The organism is Streptomyces sp. NPDC021012 (assembly GCF_044333355.1).
Classification (GTDB): Bacteria; Actinomycetota; Actinomycetes; order Streptomycetales; family Streptomycetaceae; genus Streptomyces.
This window is the reverse complement of the sequence record NZ_JBIRQU010000010.1, coordinates 60145-79790: the sequence shown is the minus strand read 5'-3', so window position 1 is coordinate 79790 and position 19646 is coordinate 60145. Positions and strand designations below refer to the sequence as shown.

The 19646-nt window shown below is 71.8% G+C and carries 21 protein-coding genes; 10 read left to right on the top strand and 11 right to left on the bottom strand.

Annotated elements, in window-relative coordinates:
- Nucleotides 1-31: 31 nt before the first annotated feature.
- Nucleotides 32-1042, bottom strand: a complete 1011-nt coding sequence (locus ACH4TP_RS29020) for a hypothetical protein (RefSeq protein WP_398439675.1) — start codon at nucleotides 1040-1042, stop codon at nucleotides 32-34.
- A gap of 131 nt (nucleotides 1043-1173) precedes the next feature.
- Here ACH4TP_RS29020 and ACH4TP_RS29015 point away from each other — a divergent pair, with 131 nt between their 5' ends.
- The 3 genes from ACH4TP_RS29015 (at nucleotide 1174) to ACH4TP_RS29005 (ending at nucleotide 4044) form a co-directional block, all read left to right on the top strand.
- Nucleotides 1174-1827: a TetR/AcrR family transcriptional regulator gene (locus ACH4TP_RS29015; protein ID WP_398439531.1), complete on the top strand. Its 654-nt coding sequence runs from the start codon at nucleotides 1174-1176 to the stop codon at nucleotides 1825-1827.
- A 126-nt stretch (nucleotides 1828-1953) separates the two neighbouring features.
- Complete coding sequence (locus tag ACH4TP_RS29010; protein ID WP_398439530.1) at nucleotides 1954-2997, top strand: vWA domain-containing protein; 1044 nt, start codon at nucleotides 1954-1956, stop codon at nucleotides 2995-2997.
- Nucleotides 2998-3141: 144 nt separating this feature from the next.
- On the top strand, nucleotides 3142-4044 hold the full coding sequence (locus ACH4TP_RS29005; RefSeq protein WP_398439529.1) for an NAD-dependent protein deacetylase: 903 nt from the start codon (nucleotides 3142-3144) through the stop codon (nucleotides 4042-4044).
- Between the two features lie 61 nt (nucleotides 4045-4105).
- Here the strand turns inward: ACH4TP_RS29005 and ACH4TP_RS29000 are convergent, their stop codons facing one another.
- On the bottom strand, nucleotides 4106-5557 hold the full coding sequence (locus ACH4TP_RS29000) for an RNB domain-containing ribonuclease (RefSeq protein ID WP_398439528.1): 1452 nt from the start codon (nucleotides 5555-5557) through the stop codon (nucleotides 4106-4108).
- Between the two features lie 233 nt (nucleotides 5558-5790).
- On the opposite strand from ACH4TP_RS29000, the gene ACH4TP_RS28995 reads away from it, so the two are divergent.
- From ACH4TP_RS28995 to ACH4TP_RS28975, 5 genes are all read left to right on the top strand, one after another.
- Complete coding sequence (locus ACH4TP_RS28995; RefSeq protein WP_398439527.1) at nucleotides 5791-6561, top strand: hypothetical protein; 771 nt, start codon at nucleotides 5791-5793, stop codon at nucleotides 6559-6561.
- Between the two features lie 135 nt (nucleotides 6562-6696).
- Nucleotides 6697-7077 carry an FKBP-type peptidyl-prolyl cis-trans isomerase gene (locus ACH4TP_RS28990; RefSeq protein WP_389235154.1) on the top strand — a complete coding sequence of 127 codons (381 nt, stop codon included), beginning with the start codon at nucleotides 6697-6699 and terminating at the stop codon, nucleotides 7075-7077.
- A 113-nt stretch (nucleotides 7078-7190) separates the two neighbouring features.
- Nucleotides 7191-8084, top strand: a complete 894-nt coding sequence (locus ACH4TP_RS28985; RefSeq protein WP_389235151.1) for a GyrI-like domain-containing protein — start codon at nucleotides 7191-7193, stop codon at nucleotides 8082-8084.
- Between the two features lie 89 nt (nucleotides 8085-8173).
- A protein-coding gene (locus ACH4TP_RS28980) for an IS5 family transposase (RefSeq protein ID WP_398439526.1) occupies nucleotides 8174-9042 on the top strand; the annotation gives its coding sequence in 2 pieces (ribosomal slippage) (nucleotides 8174-8756 and nucleotides 8756-9042; 870 coding nt in all).
- Between the two features lie 70 nt (nucleotides 9043-9112).
- On the top strand, nucleotides 9113-9409 hold the full coding sequence (locus tag ACH4TP_RS28975) for a hypothetical protein (RefSeq protein ID WP_398439525.1): 297 nt from the start codon (nucleotides 9113-9115) through the stop codon (nucleotides 9407-9409).
- Nucleotides 9410-9516: 107 nt separating this feature from the next.
- On the opposite strand, the gene ACH4TP_RS28970 is transcribed toward ACH4TP_RS28975, so the two are convergent.
- Together ACH4TP_RS28970 and ACH4TP_RS28965 are read right to left on the bottom strand one after the other, a co-directional pair.
- Complete coding sequence (locus ACH4TP_RS28970; RefSeq protein WP_398439524.1) at nucleotides 9517-10695, bottom strand: serine hydrolase domain-containing protein; 1179 nt, start codon at nucleotides 10693-10695, stop codon at nucleotides 9517-9519.
- Nucleotides 10696-10735: 40 nt separating this feature from the next.
- Nucleotides 10736-11632: an alpha/beta hydrolase gene (locus ACH4TP_RS28965; RefSeq protein WP_398183423.1), complete on the bottom strand. Its 897-nt coding sequence runs from the start codon at nucleotides 11630-11632 to the stop codon at nucleotides 10736-10738.
- 189 nt (nucleotides 11633-11821) lie between these two features.
- Here ACH4TP_RS28965 and ACH4TP_RS28960 point away from each other — a divergent pair, with 189 nt between their 5' ends.
- Entirely contained in the window at nucleotides 11822-12358 is a 537-nt protein-coding gene (locus ACH4TP_RS28960; protein ID WP_398439523.1) for a hypothetical protein, read from the top strand.
- Between the two features lie 24 nt (nucleotides 12359-12382).
- Here ACH4TP_RS28960 and ACH4TP_RS28955 read toward each other — a convergent pair whose 3' ends face one another.
- A complete protein-coding gene (locus tag ACH4TP_RS28955; protein WP_389235139.1) occupies nucleotides 12383-13192 on the bottom strand; it encodes an alpha/beta fold hydrolase in 810 nt (269 codons plus the stop codon).
- Nucleotides 13193-13272: 80 nt separating this feature from the next.
- Entirely contained in the window at nucleotides 13273-14139 is an 867-nt protein-coding gene (locus ACH4TP_RS28950) for an RNA polymerase sigma-70 factor (protein WP_398439522.1), read from the bottom strand.
- Nucleotides 14140-14286: 147 nt separating this feature from the next.
- Here ACH4TP_RS28950 and ACH4TP_RS28945 point away from each other — a divergent pair, with 147 nt between their 5' ends.
- On the top strand, nucleotides 14287-14766 hold the full coding sequence (locus ACH4TP_RS28945; protein ID WP_398183435.1) for a carboxymuconolactone decarboxylase family protein: 480 nt from the start codon (nucleotides 14287-14289) through the stop codon (nucleotides 14764-14766).
- Between the two features lie 29 nt (nucleotides 14767-14795).
- Here ACH4TP_RS28945 and ACH4TP_RS28940 read toward each other — a convergent pair whose 3' ends face one another.
- The 5 genes from ACH4TP_RS28940 to ACH4TP_RS28920 are packed head-to-tail and all read right to left on the bottom strand — an operon-like array spanning nucleotide 14796 to nucleotide 19496.
- Nucleotides 14796-15461 (bottom strand): HAD family hydrolase, encoded by a 666-nt coding sequence (locus tag ACH4TP_RS28940; protein WP_389235130.1) that lies wholly within the window; start codon nucleotides 15459-15461, stop codon nucleotides 14796-14798.
- Nucleotides 15458-16543, bottom strand: a complete 1086-nt coding sequence (locus ACH4TP_RS28935; RefSeq protein ID WP_398183439.1) for an ABC transporter ATP-binding protein — start codon at nucleotides 16541-16543, stop codon at nucleotides 15458-15460. The genes ACH4TP_RS28940 and ACH4TP_RS28935 overlap by 4 nt, the downstream gene beginning before the upstream one ends.
- Nucleotides 16544-16546: 3 nt before the next feature.
- Nucleotides 16547-17470: an ABC transporter permease gene (locus ACH4TP_RS28930; RefSeq protein ID WP_398439521.1), complete on the bottom strand. Its 924-nt coding sequence runs from the start codon at nucleotides 17468-17470 to the stop codon at nucleotides 16547-16549.
- Nucleotides 17458-18351: an ABC transporter permease gene (locus ACH4TP_RS28925; protein ID WP_389235121.1), complete on the bottom strand. Its 894-nt coding sequence runs from the start codon at nucleotides 18349-18351 to the stop codon at nucleotides 17458-17460. Before ACH4TP_RS28925 ends, ACH4TP_RS28930 begins: the two co-directional genes overlap by 13 nt.
- A complete protein-coding gene (locus tag ACH4TP_RS28920) occupies nucleotides 18351-19496 on the bottom strand; it encodes an ABC transporter substrate-binding protein (protein WP_398183445.1) in 1146 nt (381 codons plus the stop codon). Before ACH4TP_RS28920 ends, ACH4TP_RS28925 begins: the two co-directional genes overlap by 1 nt.
- Nucleotides 19497-19646: the final 150 nt, after the last annotated feature.

Here is a 19646-nt window from a genome sequence, read left to right as displayed (position 1 = left end):
CCAGGGACACCGTGGGGGCTTTCGGGATCTGTCAGCTCCGATACCGCTGCGCCACTGCCGTGAAGGCGGCCTTGGGTTCCCATTCCATGTCGGGGTAGGTCTGCCCCCGGCGTCCTTCGAGGAGTTTGACGATGCCCAGGCCGGCCCGGTCCAAGTCGTCACGGGGGTCGCCGTCCGGGCGGTGCGGGTAGCCGGGCAGGGCGAAGAGGAACACGAACGCGCTGTCCACGCCCTCGGTCTCGAAGATCTCAAGGAGTTCGCTCAGATAGGCGGCCTGGCCGGCCTCGTCACGCTCGTATGCGCCGTCCAGCCGTACGGGGGCCTTGGTCTCCGGGTCGTACTCGACCACTTCCAGCACCCGTCCGCCGCGGTCTCCCGCGCCTCGGTAGGCCGCGGTGCCGAAGCCGGTGATGGCGAGCGGCTTCGGGCCCTGGGCCAGGGCGCGCACCGCCTCCCGGAACCGGTCGGCGACCTCGGCGGAGCGGATCAGCTCGTAGGTCACGATGTCGAAGGGGGTCCAGTCGACCTGCTCGAACTGGATGGACGCGTAGGTGAGCCCGCCCTGGAAGCGCTCGCGGACCGTGGCCGCGGCCTCGCGGAGGAACGCGTTGACGCGCATGCCGAGCTCGCGCATCGCTTCGGCCCGCCGCTCGGGCCGGCCCATCAGCTGCTCGACCCGTTCCTCGGGGCTCGCCCCGGGCAGGAACCCGCGGTTCATCACGCTCAGCTCGACCCCTGCGACGAACACGACCGTGGCCCCCTGCTGCCGGAGCCGTTCCGCTCGCTCGGCGCAGTCGCGGAAGAGCGTGAGGATCTGCTCCGGGTCCAGTTCCAGCGGATAGGGCGAGAACCAGACCTCCAGGCCGAGTTCGGCGGCGGCGCCGGCGGCCAGCTCCAGTCGTTCCGGGTCGCCGCCGATGATCTGGACCGCGTTGCAGTGCAGGTCGTCGCGGATGACGGCGAGCTCGCGCCGGACCACCTCGGGGTCGAAGTGCTCGCGGGATGTCCGGCCGTGCACGACGAATCCGGTGTCGTAGGTCATTCCTCTTGCTCGCATGGGAGGTCCTCTCCGTCGGTCTCGGTCGGTCGAGACTGACAGAAAAACATGCGTGCACGCAAGTTTGCGTACACGTAACTTTGCGCGTACGCAGCTCCGTGTGGAACGCTGGCGCCGTGACGACACCACCAGGGCTGCGGGAGCGGAAGAAGCAGGCCACGCGCGAGGCGCTCCGTGCGGCGGCCCTGCGCCTGGCCGTGGAGCGCGGACCGGACCAGGTGCGGGTCGAGGACATCGCCGAAGCGGCCGGGGTCTCGCCGCGCACCTACAACAACTACTTCGCCAGTCGCGAGCAGGCGATCGTCTCCGCCGTCACCGCGGACCGGGAGGCGCGCGTCGCGGCGGCGGTCGCGGCCCGGCCCGCAGGAGTACGCCTGGCCGACGCCGTCACCGAAGCGGTGGTCCAGCAGTACACGGACACCGGCGAGAGCGAACAGCGGGCGCTGTTGCTGATCACCTCCCGGACCGCCCTGCGCGAGGCTTTCCTCGACGCCACCGCCGACATCGGGCACCCCCTCACGATGGCGCTCGCCGAACGCCTGGGTGACACCGGAACGCCCACGGCCCGCGTCCTCGCGGCGAGCGTGGCCGCGGCGGTGCGCATCGCGCTGGAAGGCTGGCTCCAGCCGGCCGGAGACGCGGAGAGCGCCGGAAATCCCACCACCGGAGGACTGGTGGTGCCCTCCGGCTCACTGCCCGACCGGCTCCGCGCGGCGCTGGCCCCGCTCGCGCCCGCGTTCGACGCGGCCGAGCGGCACGCCCAGCCGTAAAGCCGGCCCGACCGGGCGAGCAGAGGGCCCGGGCGTCGGCAGGTGCGTCGGCGACCGGAGCGACCGGTCGATTGTCAGTGGTGGGTGAGACGGTAGGAGCATCAACTCGGAAGAGGGGGAGCCGTCTTGTCCGGAACTCAGAATTACATCAATCACGTCGCCCTGGTGCTGGACGCCAGTTCGTCCATGTCCCACCTGAGCCGCAAGGTCGTCGAAGTCGCCGACCAGCAGATCGCGTATCTCGCCCGCCGGTCGAAGGAACTGGACCAGGAAACGCGTGTCACCGTGTACGTCTTCGCGGACAAGGTGGAATGCGTCATCTACGACAAGGACGTGCTGCGAATGCCGTCACTCAAGCAGCTGTACCGGCCGGGCGGAATGACGGCTCTGCTGGCGGCCGCTCTGAAGTCGCAGCGGGAACTGGCGCAGACCGCCCAGCTGTACGGCGACCACAGCTTCCTGACGTTCGTCCTCACCGACGGGCAGGAGAACGCGAGTCACCGCTGCCCGGACGCCCCGGCCGGAACTCCGAGTGAACTGGTCCAGGCCGTGGCCGAGATGATCAGGACGCAGGAGGACAACTGGACCCTCGCCGTTCTCGTACCGGACCAGATGGGCAAGCGCGAGGCCATGAACTGTGGTTTCCCCAAGGAGAACGTCGCGATCTGGGACGCCACGAGCACGCAGGGCCTGGAGGAGGCCGGGCAGGTCATCCGGGAGGCCACCGAGAAGTTCATGGTCGGCCGCACCCAGGGCATTCGCGGATCGCGCGCGGTGTTCTCCACGGGCGCGGAGACGGTCAACAAGAACACCATCGAGGCGGCGGGGCTCACTCCGGTGAACCCCTCGGAATACCGGCTGATTCCGGTTTCCCGTGAGGCGGCGATCCGGGACCGGGTCGTCGAATCCGGGCACACCTATCGGACGGGATGCGCCTTCTACCAACTGACCAAGCCGGAGAAGATCCAGGCGCGCAAGCAGATCGCCGTACTGGAGAAGAAGACGGACCGGGTGTACACGGGCCCTCAGGCGCGGACGCTGCTCGGCCTGCCGGACGTGGAAACGCGCGTCAAGCCCGACCACAACGACGACTTCACCATTTTCGTGCAGAGCACCAGCGTCAATCGGAAACTCGTCTCCCACACGCGGCTTCTCCTCATGGGCGGATGATTCCGGCATCGAGGTGAGCCGCGGTGGCGGGGAGGGGGCTCGCGCGGTTGCGGGGCGTGCGCCCGTCGGGACCGTGCGGAGTCGGGTGGCGGGGCGGCGCGGTGTCGGAAGTGGTCGGCCGGGCTCTTTCCGTACCCTGGCGTCATGCGTATGCGCCCCACTCTGAGCTGGACCCCCGACGAGGACCTGCCACCGGGTACGACGGACCTGGGGCCGGTCGCCGATGCGCTGGGGGCCGGTGGAGTACTGGTGCTCAGCGGCGCGGGCATCTCCACGGAGTCGGGGATCCCCGACTACCGGGGGCAGGGCGGAAGCCTGAGCCGGCACACCCCGATGACGTACCAGGACTTCACCGGTAGCGCCCAGGCCCGGCGCCGGTACTGGGCGCGCAGTCACCTCGGCTGGCGCACCTTCGGTCGCGCCCGGCCCAACGCGGGGCACCTGGCCGTGGCCGCCTTCGCTCGCCGGGGCCTGCTCTCGGGCGTGATCACGCAGAACGTCGACGGCCTCCACCAGGCCGCCGGCAGCGGAGGCGTCGTGGAGCTCCACGGCAGCCTGGCGCGGGTCGTCTGCCTCTCCTGCGGCACGTACAGTCCGCGCCGTGAACTCGCCCAGCGGCTCGAAGAGGCCAATGCGGGCTTCGCGCCGGTGGCGGCCGGGATCAACCCGGACGGTGACGCCGATCTGACCGACGAGCAGGTCGGTGACTTCCGCGTGGTGCCCTGCGCGAACTGCGGCGGTGTCCTCAAGCCCGACGTGGTGTTCTTCGGCGAGGCCGTACCGCCGGCACGGGTCGAGCACTGCCGCGGGCTGGTCCGCGAGGCGGCCTCGCTGCTCGTCCTGGGCTCTTCGCTCACCGTGATGTCCGGCCTCCGGTTCGTGCGTCAGGCCGCCCAGGCCGGGACACCGGTGCTGATCATCAACCGGGATCCGACGCGCGGCGACCGGCATGCCCTCACCCGGATCGCCCTCCCGCTCGGGGCGGCCCTCACCAGCCTCGCCGACCGGCTGGGGATCCCCGCCGACGACCAGGCGGATCCGGACTGACGCGTGTCCGCCAGACCGCGGCCGGGTCGGCGGCGGGCTCCGCGGCACCCGCTGCAGGCCTCTACACCGCCTTGAAGAGGATCTTGTTCTTGCCGGAGAAGAGGGGGTCGGCCCGCGTGAGTTCGGCCTGGACGTTCGCGCCCAGCACGAGCTCGGAACCGGAGGTGATCCTGCCCCTCACGGCGGGTTCCGCCAGGTGTACCGTGCCCTCCTTCGGTTTGTCGTCCTCCGCGTCGGTGTTGATGATCGCGCCGTTGAAGATCTCGTTCACCCGGTTCTTGAGCACCGCGGCCTCCGCCAGGTCCACCGCGCGCCGGTCCGCCACTCTGCCCTTTCCCCGCGCCATGTCGCAGGGCAGGCAGGAGAGGGCGTCGAGGACCCAGGCCGGCGGGGCCTGGCCGGCGCAGGCGGCGACGCACAGTTCGCCGGTGTACCGGTCGACGAGGCGCCGCAGCGGGGCCGTGCAGGAGGTGTACGGGGCCGCGATGGCCGCATGCCTCGTGTGTTCCGGGAGGTGGTGGTCGCGGAAGGTGGTGTACTCCGCCTTGAGCAGCATGACGGTGGCCTCGCTCAGGAAGGCCATGTGCTTCTGGTCGGTCGGTTCGAGGGAGTTGACCAGCCTGGCGTACGAGACGCCGGGTTGCCAGTCGATGCCCAGGAGCTTCGCGATGCCGTGGACGCGCCGGACCACTTCCTGGTCGGTCTGCTCCTGCTGGGTCCGCAGGATCCCGGTGCCGCCGTCCAGCATGATTCCGGCGGCGGCCATGCCGGTCATGAGGGAGATCTGCTCGTTCCAGCCCTCCACGGGCAGCGCCGCCACATAGCTCAGCCGGAACGTTCCGTCCTCCAGGGTGACCTCCTGGTCCGGCAGGTTCACCGAGATCCCGTCGCGCGCGGCCTCGACGGCCTCCCTCAGTCTGCCGATCTCGCGCAGCAGGGCGAGGGGCTCCTCGGCCGTTCCGGCGTCGATGGCCTGCTGTACGCCCTGGTAGTCGAGCTTGGCCCGGCTGCGGACCTTGGCCCGGCTCACCGTCGAGCCGGTCACGTCGCCGTGGGCGTCGAGGTCGTGCTGCCACAGCAGGGCGGGGACGACCTGGTCCGGGAGCAGGCTGGCCGGTCCCTCGGAGATCGACGGCGGGTACAGGGGCACCTTGAGGTCGGGGAAGTACAGCGTCTCGATCCGGTCGTGGGCCTCGGCGTCCAGCGGGCTTCCGGGCTTGACGAAGGCGGCCACGTCGGCGATGGCGTAGTACACGCGGTATCCGCCGCCGGGCCGTCGCTCCAGGTGCATGGCCTGGTCGAGGTCCTTCGAGGTCGGCGGGTCGATCGTGAACAACGGCAGGTCGGTGGCGTCCTTGTCGGGCAGCTTGGGCGCGGCCTTGGCGGCCTCCGCCGCTTCGAGCACGTGTGCGGGAAATTCCGTAGGGGTCTTCAGCTCTTCCCGCAGCTGCTGCAGTGCCTTGAGCAGGGCGTCCTGCGCCTCACGGGACATGTGCATCCGGCGGCGTCGCATGTCCCGAACGTAGGGCGGCGACCGCGGAGCGGCACGGTGGGCGGGTCCGGGCGGGGGAAAAAGGAGGGAGGGGGTGGAGGGGATTCCGTGTACGCGAGAGAGGGCTGCCGGGGCGTTCGCGGGCACGGCCCGTCCCCGGAGGAACCATTCGCCTCGTCCGCCCGTCATGTCCACGGGGATTCCCGGAGACACAACGCCCTTCCGCTCTTCACCACCGAGGTTCGAGGAGATCCATGGCCGACACCGTCGACTCACTGGCCGCCCGTTTTCACGATCTGCTGGTGACGCTCATGCTCGATGGTCCCGCCGCGGTGGGCACCGCGGGGCTCCACGACGTCGTCGCGCGCGCCACGGCCCTCGGCCCCGGCGGCGCGTGGCTCGCCGCCGCGGCCCATGCGGGTCTCGGTGGTCTGGCCTGCGCGTACGGGCAGACGGATCAGGCCGTCCTCCACTTCGACGCCGCGGTGGCCGCCGGCTACAACGACTGCGTGGGGCTCCATGTCGCCCCCGTACGCCCGCTGCACGGCGATCCCCGCTTCCAGGCCCTGTACCGGCGGATACGCGTCACCCAGGCCGACCTCGACGAGTTCTTCTGGCTGCACCAGGAGATGCAGATCATGTCGAGGGAAGCCCAGCAGATGACCGTCGACAACATCGGCCGTCTCGACACCGGGGTGTCGGTCCTCCCCCAGGCTCCGATGCCGACCCGCGCGCCGAACACCCCCGGCGTCCTGATCACCCGCATCGATCTCTCCGCGACCGCGACCGCGCTCCGGCAGGTCGTCATGAAGGCGGAGTTCCAGCGCAGCTCCGGCAACACCAGCCTCGGTCTCATCGACGACACGTGGGATCACCCCCACGCCAGGTACGACGCCCGGCATGCCGACGAGCTGGACCACCGGCGCCTGCGGGCGGCCGAGGCCCGGGCCTTCGTCGAACGTCCCGGCGTCGGCACCACGCTCGCCCCCTGCCCGCCGCTGGGTTCGATCGCCTACCCGGCCTGAGGAGGGCCGCACCGGCGCGGTGGCCGGTGGTGAGCCGTTCGCGTCTTCTCGGTAGCGTGATCGTCCACCGCATGGAACGACCATGCGTCCGGCCGGCTCTCGCGAGGGCCTCCGGCGGAGAGTGACGAGGCTGCGATGAGTGAACTGTCGAAACCCGAGATCGACCTTCCGGAGGGTGACGCTCCCGAGGAGCTGACGATCCGGGACATCGTCGTCGGGGACGGGCTGGAGGCGAAGCCGGGCAGGGTCGTCCAGGTGCACTACGTCGGGGTCACCTTCGCGTCCGGGAAGGAGTTCGACGCCTCCTGGGACCGGGGGCAGCCGTTCAAGTTCGCCGTGGGCGGCGGCCGGGTCATCAAGGGCTGGGACCGGGGGATCAGGGGGATGAGGGTCGGCGGCCGGCGCGAGATCGTCGTTCCCCCGCACCTCGGCTACGGCAAGCAGTCGCCCTCGCCGCTGATCCCGGCCGGTTCGACGCTCGTCTTCGTGGTGGACCTGCTCTCGGTCGCCGTCTGAGGGACGGCCTGTCGCCGCCCGGCGGGCCACCCGATCGTTCCGGGCACGGATCATCGGGTTCCGGGCGGGTGGCCGCTCCTACGGTGAAGGCATCGAGGGAAGGACACGCACCCGTGCTGGAGCAGCTCAACCAGGCGCTCGACCACATCGAGCGCTGCCTCGAGGCGGAGGCGGGCCGGGAGGTCGACGTCGCCGAGGTCGCCCGGATCGCGACGACGTCGGAGTACCACTTCCGGCGCCTGTTCTCGGCGCTCGCCGGGATGCCGCTCTCCGTGTACGTGCGGCGCCGGCGCATGACGCTCGCCGGGGCCGAGGTACTGGGCGGGGAACGGACGCTGCTCGACGTGGCCGTGCGGTACGGGTACGGCTCGGGCGAGGCGTTCGCCCGGGCGTTCCGGTCGGTGCACGGCATCGGACCGGGCGAGGCCCGGCGCACGGGTGCGACGCTCACGGCACAGCCGCGCATGTCCTTCCGTGTCGTCGTCGAAGGGAGTACGACCATGCGGTACCGGATCGTCGAGAAGGAAGCGTTTCGGGTCGTCGGCAGGAAGGCGCGGGTCCCGCTCGTGCACGAGGGGGTCAACGCGGCGGCCGCGGCCCACGTGGAGAGCCTGGACGCGCAGGCGATCACGCGGATGAAGGAGCTGGCCGGCGGGGAGCCGGAGGGGGTCCTGTCGGCGGTGGTGCACCTGACCGACAGCCGGGAGGAGGGCGCCGAGGTCGACTACTGGATCGGTGTGGCCACCGGCCCCGAGGCGGTCGCCGAGGAACTCGACGCCCTCGACGTGCCGGCCGGGAGCTGGGCGGTCTTCGACGACCACGGGCCCTATCCCAGCGCCCTCCAGGAGCTGTGGCGGGACGTGTTCACCCAGTGGTTCCCGTCCAACCCGTACGCGAGCCGGCCCGGTCCCGAGCTGCTGCGGACGCGACCGGTGGACATCGGCGAGGAGACCGACTCCCAGCTGTGGGTCCCGGTCGAGCGGGTCGGCGGGAGCGCCGGGGCGTGAGGACCGGCGCCCGGGTGTGAGAACCCGGCGCCTAGGCCGTGTTTTAGCTCGGGGGTCTGCTCCATGCCTCGCGCTGCGATGATCACGGTGTGGGGCGTGGGGATCTTTCCGATGAGCAGTGGGCGGTGCTGGAGTCGTTGCTGCCTGCGGCGGGTGTGAGTCGCCGGTCGCCGGGTCGGCGGCGGTTGGTGGATGGTGTGCGGTGGCGGGTGCGGACGGGGGTTCCGTGGCGTGATCTGCCGGATGAGTACGGGCCCTGGCAGACCGTGTACGGGCTGTTCCGGCGATGGCAGCGGCAGGGCGTGTGGGCCCGGCTGCTGACGCTGTTGCAGGCGAGGGCGGATGCGGCCGGGCTGATCATCTGGGAGGTCAACGTCGACTCCACGGTCTGCCGGGCTCACCAGCACGCGGCCGGCGCCCGCCGGGACGGCGCCGGGCAGAAGGAACCGCCCGGCGGTGTCATCACCGAGCCGGACGACCACGGGCTGGGCAGATCGCGGGGCGGGTTCACCACGAAGATCCATCTGGCGTGCGAGCAGGGCCAGAAGCCGTTGTCGCTGCTGGTCACCGCCGGGCAGCGGGGTGACAGCCCGCAGTTCGAACCGGTCCTGGACGCGATCTGGGTGCCCAGGACCGGTCCGGGCCGGCCAAGGAGCCGTCCGCTGCGGGTGCGGGCGACAAGGCGTACTCCTCCCGCGCGAACCGCGCCTACCTGCGCGGACGCGGGGTCCGGTGCACGATCCCGGAACCGGCCGACCAGGTCCGCAATCGCAAGCGCCGCGGCGGGACCGGTGGTCGCCCGCCCGCTTTCGACCGGCAGGACTACAAGGCCCGACACGCGGTCGAGTGCGGGATCAGCCGACTCAAGCAGCACCGCGCGGTCGCCACCCGCTATGACAGGCTCGCGGTCCGGTTCGAGGCGGCCGTCCAGGTCGCGGCGATCCATCAGTGGCTGTGATCCGCCCGCCGGTCACGGCCGTGCCATGCTGGCCGCCGGACTTCGAGCAGCGCACGCATGGGGAGGACCTGTGGCCGCCGAGTACTACTGCGCGGACAGCGAGAACGGCGACCACGTCGACGACCCGTCCGAGGACGCCCTGTTCATGCTGATCAGCGATTTGAACGGCACGGACAACACCTTCGTCGTCGTCCAGCCCGACGACGACGATCCCGCCTGGTTCGCTTCCGTCGCCGTGCTGGACGAGGGGGGCTACGAGATCGTCCGACGCGACACCACCCGCCGCGAACACGACGTCACCATCGAGACCGGCATCAACCGGATCGCGGGCGACCTCACCAAATGGCTGGCCGCCCGCGCTACCTAAAACACGGCCTAGGTGGTGTGAAAACCCGGCGCCCGGGTGTCGCCTTCCGGGCGGAGGGCGACACCCGGGCGCGTCCCGTCCTCAGAAGGTGCGGGCGGGTGTCCTCCTCAGCCGCACAGCGCCTCCCGCTGCCATGCCGTGAGCGCGCCGTCGATCGGATGGGGCTGCGGGCGCCCCTCCCCGTCCGGCTCGTTCCACCTCATCCGGTTGAGCGCGATCGACATCTGGCGGCCGCCGTCGGAGCGGGTCATGGACATCGTTCCGGCGCCCCAGACCGTTCCCGTGTTGCCCCAGAACGTGCCGCACCCCGGGATGTCGACCTTCTCGAGCCCCAGGCCGTAGGCGGATGTCGAGCCGTCCAGCGCGATCACGGGAGTCGTCCGCTGCATCTCCTCCAGCGAGGCGCGGCTCACGATCCGTCCGTCGAGCAGTGCGCCGAAGAAGCGGTCGAGGTCGTTCATGGTGGACACCAGGTCGGCCGTGCCGGCCACCCACGACATGTTGTAGACGCTGTAGTCGCGCGGCGGGTCGAGCAGACCCCACAGCGACTCGTACATCCGGGCGTGCGGGCCCTTGATGTCCGTTCCCGTCGGGAAGTAGGTGTGCTGCAGGCCCGCTCGCAGGATCACGTTCCTCGTGATGTAGTCCTCGGCCCGCTCACCGGTCACCTCCTCCAGCAGCGCGCACAGGATCAGGTAGTTGGTGTTGGAGTACACCCCGGGCGTGGCACCCGGTTCGCCCGCCGGCGCCGCCGACACGCCCAGGTCGATGAGCTCGGCCCGGGTGAACTGCCGGAACCGGTTGTCGTCCAGGCTCTTCGGGGAGCCCGTCTGAAGCGACGGGAAGGCGTACCGGATGTGGTCGGGGATGCCGCTGGTGTGGTTGAGCAGCATACGGATCGTGATCCTCCGGCCGCGTTCGCCGGGGAGCAGGTCGGGGAGGTAGTCGGCCACCGGTGCGTCGAGGCGGATCCTGCCCCGTTCCACCTGCTGCAGGACCGCCGCCGCCGTGAAGGTCTTGGTGATGCTGCCCACGCGTTGCAGCATGTCCGGGGTGACCGGGCGGCCGGTGGCCGTGTCCGCCACCCCCGACGCGCCGCGCCACGTCCGGCCGGAGTCGCGGACCTCCGCGAACACCCCCGGCACGCCCGCCTCGTGGACGTCCTCCAGGGCGGACCGCAAGGCGGCCGTCTCGTCCGGGGTGCCGTGCGGCGGAGCCGCCGCCACCGTTCCCGTGCCGAGGGTCAGCGCGGCCAGGCCGCCGCACAGGGCCATTCGGATCTTCATGACCGTCGTCCTTTCTTCCTCGCTGTCGGTCGGGCCGTCGTCAGTCGGTCAGCGCGCGCCGCAGCGCGTCCGTGATCGCCGCCATCTGCCGGTGCGAGACCTCGGCGGAGAGGATGGCCTGCGAGCCGTGGAAGGTCCCCGGCCACTGGTGCAGCTCCACCGACACGCCCGCCCGCAGCAGCCGCAGCGCGTACGCGATGTCGTCGTCGCGGTTCGGGTCGTACTCCGCCGTGGCGATGTAGGCCGGCGGCAGGCCCGACAGGTCCTCCGCCCGTCCGGCCGCCGCGTACGGCGTCGCGGTCGCCGGGCCCAGGTAGTGGCGCCACGACTGGGCGGCGATGTCCCGCGTGATCCACGGCGTCTCCGTGAAGTTCCGCTGCGACCACGTCTCCTGGCGGTCGTCGAGCTGGGCCTCGTTGAGCAGCTGGAAGCAGATCCGCGGGCCCTGTTCGTCCCGCGCCCGCAGGGCCACGGCGGCCGCGAGGCCGCCGCCCGCGCTGTGTCCGGCGACCGCGAGCCGCTCGGGGTCGAAGCCGAGTTCGGCGGCGTGTCCGGCGGCCCAGAGCAGCACCGCGTAGACATCGTCCAGCGCGGCCGGGAACGGGTCCTCGGGGGCCGTCCGGTAGCCCACCGAGATCACCACCGCGCCGGAACCCCGCGCGATGCGGGCGGCCCACGCGTGCTCGGTGTCGACGTCCCCGACGACGTATCCGCCGCCGTGGAGCCAGATGACCGCGCCGCGCGCCGCGCGCGGACGGTAGATCCGTACCGGCACGTCGGGGTCGGCGGTCACCAGGCGGTCCTCGATGTCGAGATCCGTGGTGTCCGGGGCGGGTCGGGTGGCGGCGAGTCGGGCGTACTGCTTGCGTTCGGCGACCGGGTCGGTCAGGTCCATCTTGGGGAACAGGGGGACGAATGCCTGGAGTTCGGGATCCATGACGGTCATCCTGGCGGCCGCCCGCCGGTGATTCATCCGCCGTCCGTCGCGCGTCCCGGCTCCCTCGCGCGACACCTGGCGCACGCGGGGGCGGCGTTCACTCCTGAGGGGCCTCCCTCGGCATTCGCCGGACCCCCGCCTCGGCGGCGGTCTAGCGTACGGGCAACGCGGTCACCCGAGGAGGATCCTGTGTCTTCGCCCTGCGACCCCCAGTACGCTCCCGCCGGCGACGTGAGTGCGGCGCTGATGCTGGTCGACTCCCGGCTCAAGGCCATCTACGACGGCAGGACCGAGGTCGATCCCGAACGGCAGTTGCTGGACCGGCAGTTCACCGCTTCCCTGGGGCCCACGGGGGCCCAGGACCTCCTGGACGGCGTGTGCACGATCATCTTCATGTACATGAAGTGGCTGCGGATGGCCTGCGAGGACCACGACAAGAACGTGATCGAGTACATCGTCCCCAACCTCGTGACCTCGATGGGCAGGATGCCCAAGAGCATCCGCCCCGAGGCCGTCCCCACCATGGCCGGGCTGGTCATCGCGGCCGGCACCGGGCTCAGCCCCAGTCTGTGGCGCCAGCAGTACGGGGACTGGACCCGGGAGGAGATGAACCCCCTGGAGGCCACCGCCTTCCTGCTGGCGGAGGTCATCAACCGGATCACCGACGACCAGGACTTCGCCACCCGTCTGATCGACGACGCCCTGTCCAGCGCGGACGCGTACTGATCCGCGGTTTCGGGCGGCCGGTCCTCAGGGGTGGTCGGCCATGAAGGCGGCCAGGTCGCGGAGCACGCGGTCCGGGGCCTCCCAGTACGGGACGTGGCCCACGCCCTCGTAGACGAGGAGGCGGGAGTCGGGGACGGCGTCGAGGATCGTCTGCTGGTCCTCGCGGGTCAGGATCGGGTCCTGGTCGCCCCAGACGACCAGGGTGGGGACGAGGATTCCCGTCAGGGTGGCCCGGAGGTCGGTCTCGAGGAGGCCGCGCAGGGTCTCGCGCCAGACGTGGGCCGGGGACTTGAGGACTTCGTCGACGACGGTCTGCAGGAAGCCGCGTCCCATGGGGGCCGCCGTCATGCCGTCCACGAGGGCCGCCGCGAGCGCGGGGTCCACCGGGTCCCGCAACTTCCTTACGGTGTCCCACAGTTCGGCGGCCCGCGGTTTGTCGGAGAGGGTGGCCGGGACGCCGAGCAGGACGAGGCCCGCCACGCGGTCCGGCCGGCGGCCCGCGACGATGCGGGCCTGCACCCCGCCGCTCGACCCGCCGGCCAGGACCGCCCGTTCCAGGCCCAGGCTGTCCATGAACGCGATCAGGTCCGCGGCGAAGTCCTCCGGCAGATAGCCGTCGGGCGGCTTGTCTGCGTCGCCGTGACCGCGCTGGGTGGGGGCGTACGCGTGCAGTCCCGGGGGCATGCGGCGCAGCATCGGTTCGAACGTCCACCAGGAGTCCAGGTAGCCGTGCACCAGGACGAGCGGTGTGCCTCCCGGCCGGCCCGTCTCCGCGTACGGGAGGACGGGGCGCCCCTCCCCCAGGACGGCGTCGTGCACGGCGACGGCGGCCATCGCGGCCCTCCTCACCTCTCCTCCCTCCAGCATAGGAAGGAGGGGGGTGGGCGGACAGTCGGGGCGTTCCCCGGTCCGGCTCAGCGGCTCAGGGCGGTCTCCCGTTCCAGGTGCGACAGCTTCTCCGGGTTGCGCACGGCGTAGAGGCCGGTGACGCGGCCGTCCTCGACGCGCATCGCGAGGACGGTGTCGACCGCTCCGTCCATCCGGACGATCAGCGCCGGGTCGCCGTTGACCCGGGCGGGCTGGAGCGTCGTCGTGGCGGCGATCCGGGCCAGGACCCCCGCCACCCGCTCGGCTCCCACGACGGGCTCAAGCGCCGCCCGTACGACTCCGCCGCCGTCGGTCAGCAGGACGACGTCGGGCGCGAGGACGTCGAGCAGGCCCCGCAGGTCGCCCGTCTCGACCGCACGCCGGAACGCCTCGACCGTGCGACGGGTCTCCGCGGCGGAGGCGACCCCGCGCGGCCGGCGGGCGGCGACGTGGGCGCGCGCCCGGTGGGCGATCTGACGGACCGCGGCCGGGGTCTTGTCGACGGCTCCGGCGATCTCGTCGTACGCCAGGTCGAACACCTCGCGCAGGACGAACACCGCCCGCTCGGTCGGGGTGAGGGTCTCCAGGACGAGGAGCATCGCCATCGAGACGCTGTCGGCCAGCTCGGCGTCCTCGGCCACGTCGGGCGTGGTCAGCAGCGGCTCGGGCAGCCAGGGGCCGAGGTAGGACTCCTTGCGCCGGCCGAGGGTGCGGAGGTGGCTCAGTGCCTGGCGCGTGGTGATCCGGACCAGGTAGGCGCGCGGGTCCCGTACGGTGCCGGGGTCGACGCCCGCCCACTTCAGCCAGGTCTCCTGGAGGACGTCCTCGGCGTCGGCGGCCGAGCCGAGCATCTCGTAGGCGACGGTGAACAGCAGGTTGCGGTGGGCGACGAACGCCCCGGTGACGTCATGCATGCTCCCCAGACGCCGGGCACCGCCGTTCTGTGACGTCCGGGGCCGGTGAATCACGTCACGGCGCCGTCCCGTCACACGGGGCGGGGCATCGGCGTCTTGTGTCCGCCCGGTGCGACCGCACGGGGCACCACGAGTGAGGACGATGTCATGGAACCCCGTTTCAACCTGTTCGACAGCCCGACCGCCGCGAAGGTCGCCAAGCGCTTCTACGCCACCTCGCTGGTCCTGGAGGAGTCGTCGCTGCCGAGGTCCCTGCGGGAGCTGGTGCAGCTCCGGGTCAGCCAGATCAACGGCTGCGGGTTCTGCGCGGACGCGCACGCCAAGGAGGCGGCCGCCGCCGGTGAGACCGCGGTCCGGCTCAGCCTGGTCGCCACCTGGCGGCACAGCACCGTGTTCACCGAGGCGGAGCGGGCCGCGCTGGCGCTCGCCGAGGAGGGCACCCGGCTCGGCGACCACGGCGTGTCCGACGAGACCTGGGCCGAGGTGCGCGAGCACTACGACGACGACCGGATCGGCGCCCTGGTCTGCCTCGTCTCCCTGATCAACGCCGCCACGCGGATGAACGTGATCGTGCACAACCCGGGCGGCGCGTACGAGCCCGGGCTGTTCACCCGCATGTCCGACTGACCGGCGGGCCGACCGGCCGGCCGGCGGCTTCAGGTGGCCTTTCTGTCGCTGACATGGCGGCGAAGGCCTTCCAGGGACACGCCCTCCAGGCTGTCCGCGAAGATCCGGTCCGGGCCCGGGGGCACCGGGAGGAGGGAGGGGACGACCAGGACGGTGCAGCCCGCGGCGTCGGCCGAGGCCGCTCCGTCCGGCGAGTCCTCGACGGCCACGCATGCCGTGACCGGGACGCCGAGCCGTTCGGCGGCCGTGCGGTACGGATCGGGGTGCGGCTTGGTGCGTGCGGTGTCGTCGGCGGAGAGCGTGAACGCGAAGGGCACGTGCGCGAGCGCGCCTCCGACCACCGAGTCGACCACCGAGCGCGGCGAGGCGCTGACCAGCGCGAACGGCAGGCCGGCCTGTTCCAGTTCGGCGAGGAGCCGGTCCGCTCCCGGGCGCATCGGCGCGCCCTCGTCGACGCGCTTCTGGAAGGCGTTGGTCAGCGCCGCCGCGACGCCGTCGGGGTCGGGCGCGCCGGTGGCCCGTACGAGGTGTGCGGCGGTGTCCTCGACGGCGCGTCCGACGACCTCGGGCGCGTCGGCGTCCGTGAGCCGGTGTCCGAGGCGGGCGGCGACCTCCTCCGTCGCCTCCCACCAGAGGACCTCGGTGTCGACGAGGGTGCCGTCCATGTCGAAGAGGACGGCGGCGAGTCCGCTCACCGCTCCGTCCTCGGGACGACGAGGGCGGGGTGGGGGGCGATGCCGACGGTGGCGCGGGTGCCCGGGGTCAGCTCGCCCGCGTCGCGCGACGGGAGGTCGGCCTTGACCGTCGTACCGCGGTGGTCGAGGTGGACGCGGGTGACGGAGCCGAAGAAGGAGGTGGAGACGATCACGGCCTCACCGTCGGCGTCGGCGGTCACGGTGACGTTCTCGGGGCGGACGAGGACCTCGACGTCGGGGGTGCCGGGGACGTCCCCGTCGACGGGGAGGCGGCTGCCCGCCGCTTCCACCAGGCCGGAGTCGGTGAGCCGGCCCGGGAGGCGGTTCATGGTGCCGACGAACTCGGCGACGAAGGCGGTCGCCGGGCGGCGGTACAGCTCGGCGGGGGCCGCGCACTGCTCCAGCTTCCCGGCGTTGAGGACGGCGACGCGGTCCGCCATGGACAGCGCCTCCTCCTGGTCGTGGGTGACGAACACGGTGGTGATGCCGAGGGAGAGCTGGAGCCGGCGGATCTCCTCGCGCAGGCTGAGCCGCACCTTGGCGTCGAGCGCGGAGAGGGGCTCGTCCAGGAGCAGGACGCGGGGGCGCAGGGCGAGGGCGCGCGCCAGGGCCACGCGCTGCTGCTGGCCGCCGGACATCTGGTGCGGGTAGCGGTCGCCGTGCTCGGGCAGGCCGACGAGGTCGAGGAGTTCGGCGGCGCGGGCGTGGCGCTCGGCGGCCTTGGCCTTGCGGACGCGGAGGCCGAAGGCGACGTTGTCGCGGGCGGTGAGGTTGGGGAAGAGGCTGTACGACTGGAAGACCATGCCGGCGTCGCGGCGGTTGGCCGGGACGTGGGTGATGTCCTGGCCGTCCACGAGGACTTCGCCGGAGTCGGGGCGTTCGAAGCCGGCGAGGACGCGCAGCGCGGTGGTCTTGCCGCAGCCCGACGGGCCGAGGAGCGCGAGGAGTTCGCCCGGCTCGACGGTCAGGTCGAGGCCGTCGAGGGCGGTGGTGGTGCCGAAGGCGCGGCGCAGGCCGCGGAATTCGACGCGGGCCCCGGTGGCGGCGGTGGACTCCGTCCGTTCCGCTGTGGCTGAGGTCATGGGTCAGGACTCCTTGCGGGAGGTGCGGGGGGCTCCGGGCGTGCCGGTCTGTGCCGTTCCGGCCCGGGACAGGACGAGGAGCAGCAGCCAGGTGATGACGAGGCTGAGGAGGGAGACGGCCACCGACATGCGGGCCTGGGCTCCGGAGATGGAGACGATCCACACGGCGAAGGGCCGGAAGCCGAGGATCGAGGCGATGGTGAACTCGCCTAGGACGAGCGCCAGGGTGAGGAAGGCGGCGCCGGCGAGCGAGGAGCGCAGGTTGGGCAGGATCACCCGGAGCATGACGTACGGCCAGGACGCCCCGCAGTTGCGGGCGGCCTCGACGAGGGTGGGGACGTCGACGGCGCGCAGTCCCGCGTCGAGGGAGCGGTACACGAACGGCAGGGCCATGACGGTGTACGCGAGGACCAGGACGAAGGGGAAGTCCTCGTTCTGGACGGCGATGAACGTCTGGTAGAGCGGGGTCCGCGACAGGTGGTCGGGGCCCCAGCGCAGTACGGTGCTGATGCCGGTGACGAGCGCGATCGGCGGCACCACCAGCGGCAGCATGCACATCACCTCGACGACCGGCCGCAGGCGGGGCGCGCCGAGCCGGACCGCGACCAGGGCGGGCACCGCGAGCAGCAGGGCGAGCGCGATGGTGGCGGCGGCGAGGCCGAGGGAGAGCAGCAGGCTCTGGGTGAACCCGTCGGCGGAGAGCAGCGCGGTGTACGCCTCGAAGGAGACGCCCTGGCCGGGGGTGTGCACGGTGAAGACGAACGAGGCGATCAGCGGGACGAGGAAGTACGCGCCGCCGAGGCCGAGGACGAGGCCGCGCCACACGCGGGGGCGGCGCCGGGTCCGTGCGGGGGCGGTGGGCCGGGCCGCCGCCCGCGCCGCGGACTCCGGGGTGACGTCCGGGGCGGTGGGGGTCATCGCAGCCATCGGGCGCTCCTGCGCTGGAGGGGGAGGTAGACCGCCATGACCAGGCCGGCGATCAGGATCATGTCGAGGCCGAGGGCGAGGGCGACGTTCTCCTGGCCGACCATGACGTTGCCGGAGAGCGCGTCCGCGATCTTCAGGGTGACCAGGGGGACGGAGCCGCCGACGAGCGCCGCGGCGGTGGCGTGGGCGGCGAAGGCGCTGCCGAAGAGCAGGACGAACCCGCCGAGCAGCGAGGGCGCGAGGACCGGGATGCCGACGTGGCGCCAGTACTGCCATCCGCCGGCGCCCGCGTTCTGCGCGGCCTCCCGCCACTGGGGGCGCAGGCCGTCGAGGGCGGGCATCATCACCAGGACCATGAGGGGGATGAGGAAGTACAGGTAGACGACGGCGAGGCCGCCGAAGGAGTACAGGTTCCAGCCGAGGCTCGTGAGGTCGGCGAGCTGGGTGACGACGCCGGAGATGCCGACGGTCGCGATGAACGCGAACGCGAGGGGGACGCCGCCGAAGTTGGCGAGGACCCCGGAGGCGGTGAGGACGGCGCTGCGCAGGGCCTGGGACCGGGAGGTGACGACGGCCTGGGCGATGAGGACGCCGAGGACCGAGCCGATCAGGGCGGTGAGCGCGGAGAGCTGCACGCTGCCGACGAGGGAGCCGAGGTAGGGGCCCTGGAGCGAGCGGCTCAGGTGCTCGCCGGTGAGGGCGGTGGCACCGGTGGCCGGGTCGGTGCGGGTGACGGCGCCGAACAGGAGGGCGCCGAGGGGCAGCCCGAAGGCCAGGGCGGTGAAGGCGATCAGGGGGAGGGCGGCGAGCCAGGTGCGGGGGCCGCGCCGCCGGCGGCTGCTGCCGCCGGCGGTTCCCGTGGTGGGGGTGGCTGAGGACATCAGGAGAGGGCCTTGTCCCACTTCTCGGCGAGGGTGGCCTTGGCCTTGTCGAGCTCGGCGGAGGCCGGGAAGGAGGGGGTGCCCTCGACCTTGGGGAGCTTGGCCAGGAGCGTCTTGTCGGCGGTGCCGTCGGCGGTCATGGCCGGCAGCAGGACGGGGCGGGCGTAGCCCTTGAGCCAGAGGTTCTGGCCCTCGGTGCTGTAGAGGAACTCCATCCACAGGCGGGCGGCCGCGGGGTGCGGGGCCTCCTTGTTGACGGCCTGGGAGTAGAACTGCGCGTACACGCCGTCGGTGGGGACGGAGACCTGCCAGTCGACGCCCTTGCCCTTGAACTGGTCGGCGTAGCCGGCGTTGAGGTAGTCCCAGTCGATGCTGATGGGCGTCTCGCCCTTCTCGACCGTGGCCGGGGTGGACTCGACGGGGATGAAGTTGCCGCTCTTCTTCAGGGTGCCGAAGAAGTCGATGCCGGGCTGGATGTCGGCGAAGGAGCCCTTGTTGGCGAGGGCGGCCGCGTACACGCCGCCGAAGGCGGAGCCGGACTTGGTCGGGTTGCCGTTGAGGGCGACCTTGCCCTTGTACTCGGGCTTGAGGAGGTCGGCGAAGGTCTTCGGGCAGTTCGGGATGCGCTTGGCGTCGCAGCCGATGGAGACGTAGCCGCCGTAGTCGTTGTACCAGCGGCCGTCGGCGTCCTTCTGGGCCGCGGGGATCTTGTCCCAGGCCTCGACCTCGTAGGGGGCGAACAGGCCCTCCTCGGCACCGCTGCGGGCGAAGGCGATGCCCAGGTCGAGGACGTCGGGGGCGCGCTTCTGGCCCTTGCGGGACTTGACGGCGGCGATCTCGTCGGCGCTGGCGGCGTCCGGGTTCTCGCTCTCGACCTTGATGCCGTACTTCGTCTCGAACGCCTTGATGATCTCGCCGTAGTTGGCCCAGTCCGGCGGCAGCGCGATGACGTGCAGCGCGCCTTCCTGCTTCGCCGCCTTGACGAGGGCGTCCATACCGCCGAAGTCCTTGGCCGAGGCGGCGGTGGCCGACTTCGCGCCCTTGCCGTCGGTGCCGGCCGCGCCCTCGGGGGCGGCACCGCAGGCGGTGAGGGCGGTCAGGGCGACGGCGCCGAGCAGGGCTGCGGCCACGGGGGTTCTGCGCACGGGGTTCTCCCAGGAGCAAGTGACGGAACTTGTCTGAACAAGACGCCCCTAGTTCGCCCGCGCCTCCTGTCTGGAAAGTGAACGGAACATGGCGCGTTCTACACGGTTCCCGGAAGAGCCGGTTGTGGCGAACCACAGGTGGGGGCGGAG

Coding starts and splice junctions, on each gene's coding strand:
- ACH4TP_RS29020 (WP_398439675.1), bottom strand. CDS start 1,042: ATGACCTACGACACCGGATTCGTCGTGCACGGCCGGACATCCCGCGAG.
- ACH4TP_RS29005 (WP_398439529.1), top strand. CDS start 3,142: ATGCGTATGCGCCCCACTCTGAGCTGGACCCCCGACGAGGACCTGCCA.
- ACH4TP_RS29000 (WP_398439528.1), bottom strand. CDS start 5,557: ATGCGACGCCGCCGGATGCACATGTCCCGTGAGGCGCAGGACGCCCTG.
- ACH4TP_RS28995 (WP_398439527.1), top strand. CDS start 5,791: ATGGCCGACACCGTCGACTCACTGGCCGCCCGTTTTCACGATCTGCTG.
- ACH4TP_RS28990 (WP_389235154.1), top strand. CDS start 6,697: ATGAGTGAACTGTCGAAACCCGAGATCGACCTTCCGGAGGGTGACGCT.
- ACH4TP_RS28970 (WP_398439524.1), bottom strand. CDS start 10,695: ATGAAGATCCGAATGGCCCTGTGCGGCGGCCTGGCCGCGCTGACCCTC.
- ACH4TP_RS28965 (WP_398183423.1), bottom strand. CDS start 11,632: ATGGATCCCGAACTCCAGGCATTCGTCCCCCTGTTCCCCAAGATGGAC.
- ACH4TP_RS28955 (WP_389235139.1), bottom strand. CDS start 13,192: ATGGCCGCCGTCGCCGTGCACGACGCCGTCCTGGGGGAGGGGCGCCCC.
- ACH4TP_RS28950 (WP_398439522.1), bottom strand. CDS start 14,139: ATGCATGACGTCACCGGGGCGTTCGTCGCCCACCGCAACCTGCTGTTC.
- ACH4TP_RS28945 (WP_398183435.1), top strand. CDS start 14,287: ATGGAACCCCGTTTCAACCTGTTCGACAGCCCGACCGCCGCGAAGGTC.
- ACH4TP_RS28935 (WP_398183439.1), bottom strand. CDS start 16,543: ATGACCTCAGCCACAGCGGAACGGACGGAGTCCACCGCCGCCACCGGG.
- ACH4TP_RS28930 (WP_398439521.1), bottom strand. CDS start 17,470: ATGGCTGCGATGACCCCCACCGCCCCGGACGTCACCCCGGAGTCCGCG.
- ACH4TP_RS28925 (WP_389235121.1), bottom strand. CDS start 18,351: ATGTCCTCAGCCACCCCCACCACGGGAACCGCCGGCGGCAGCAGCCGC.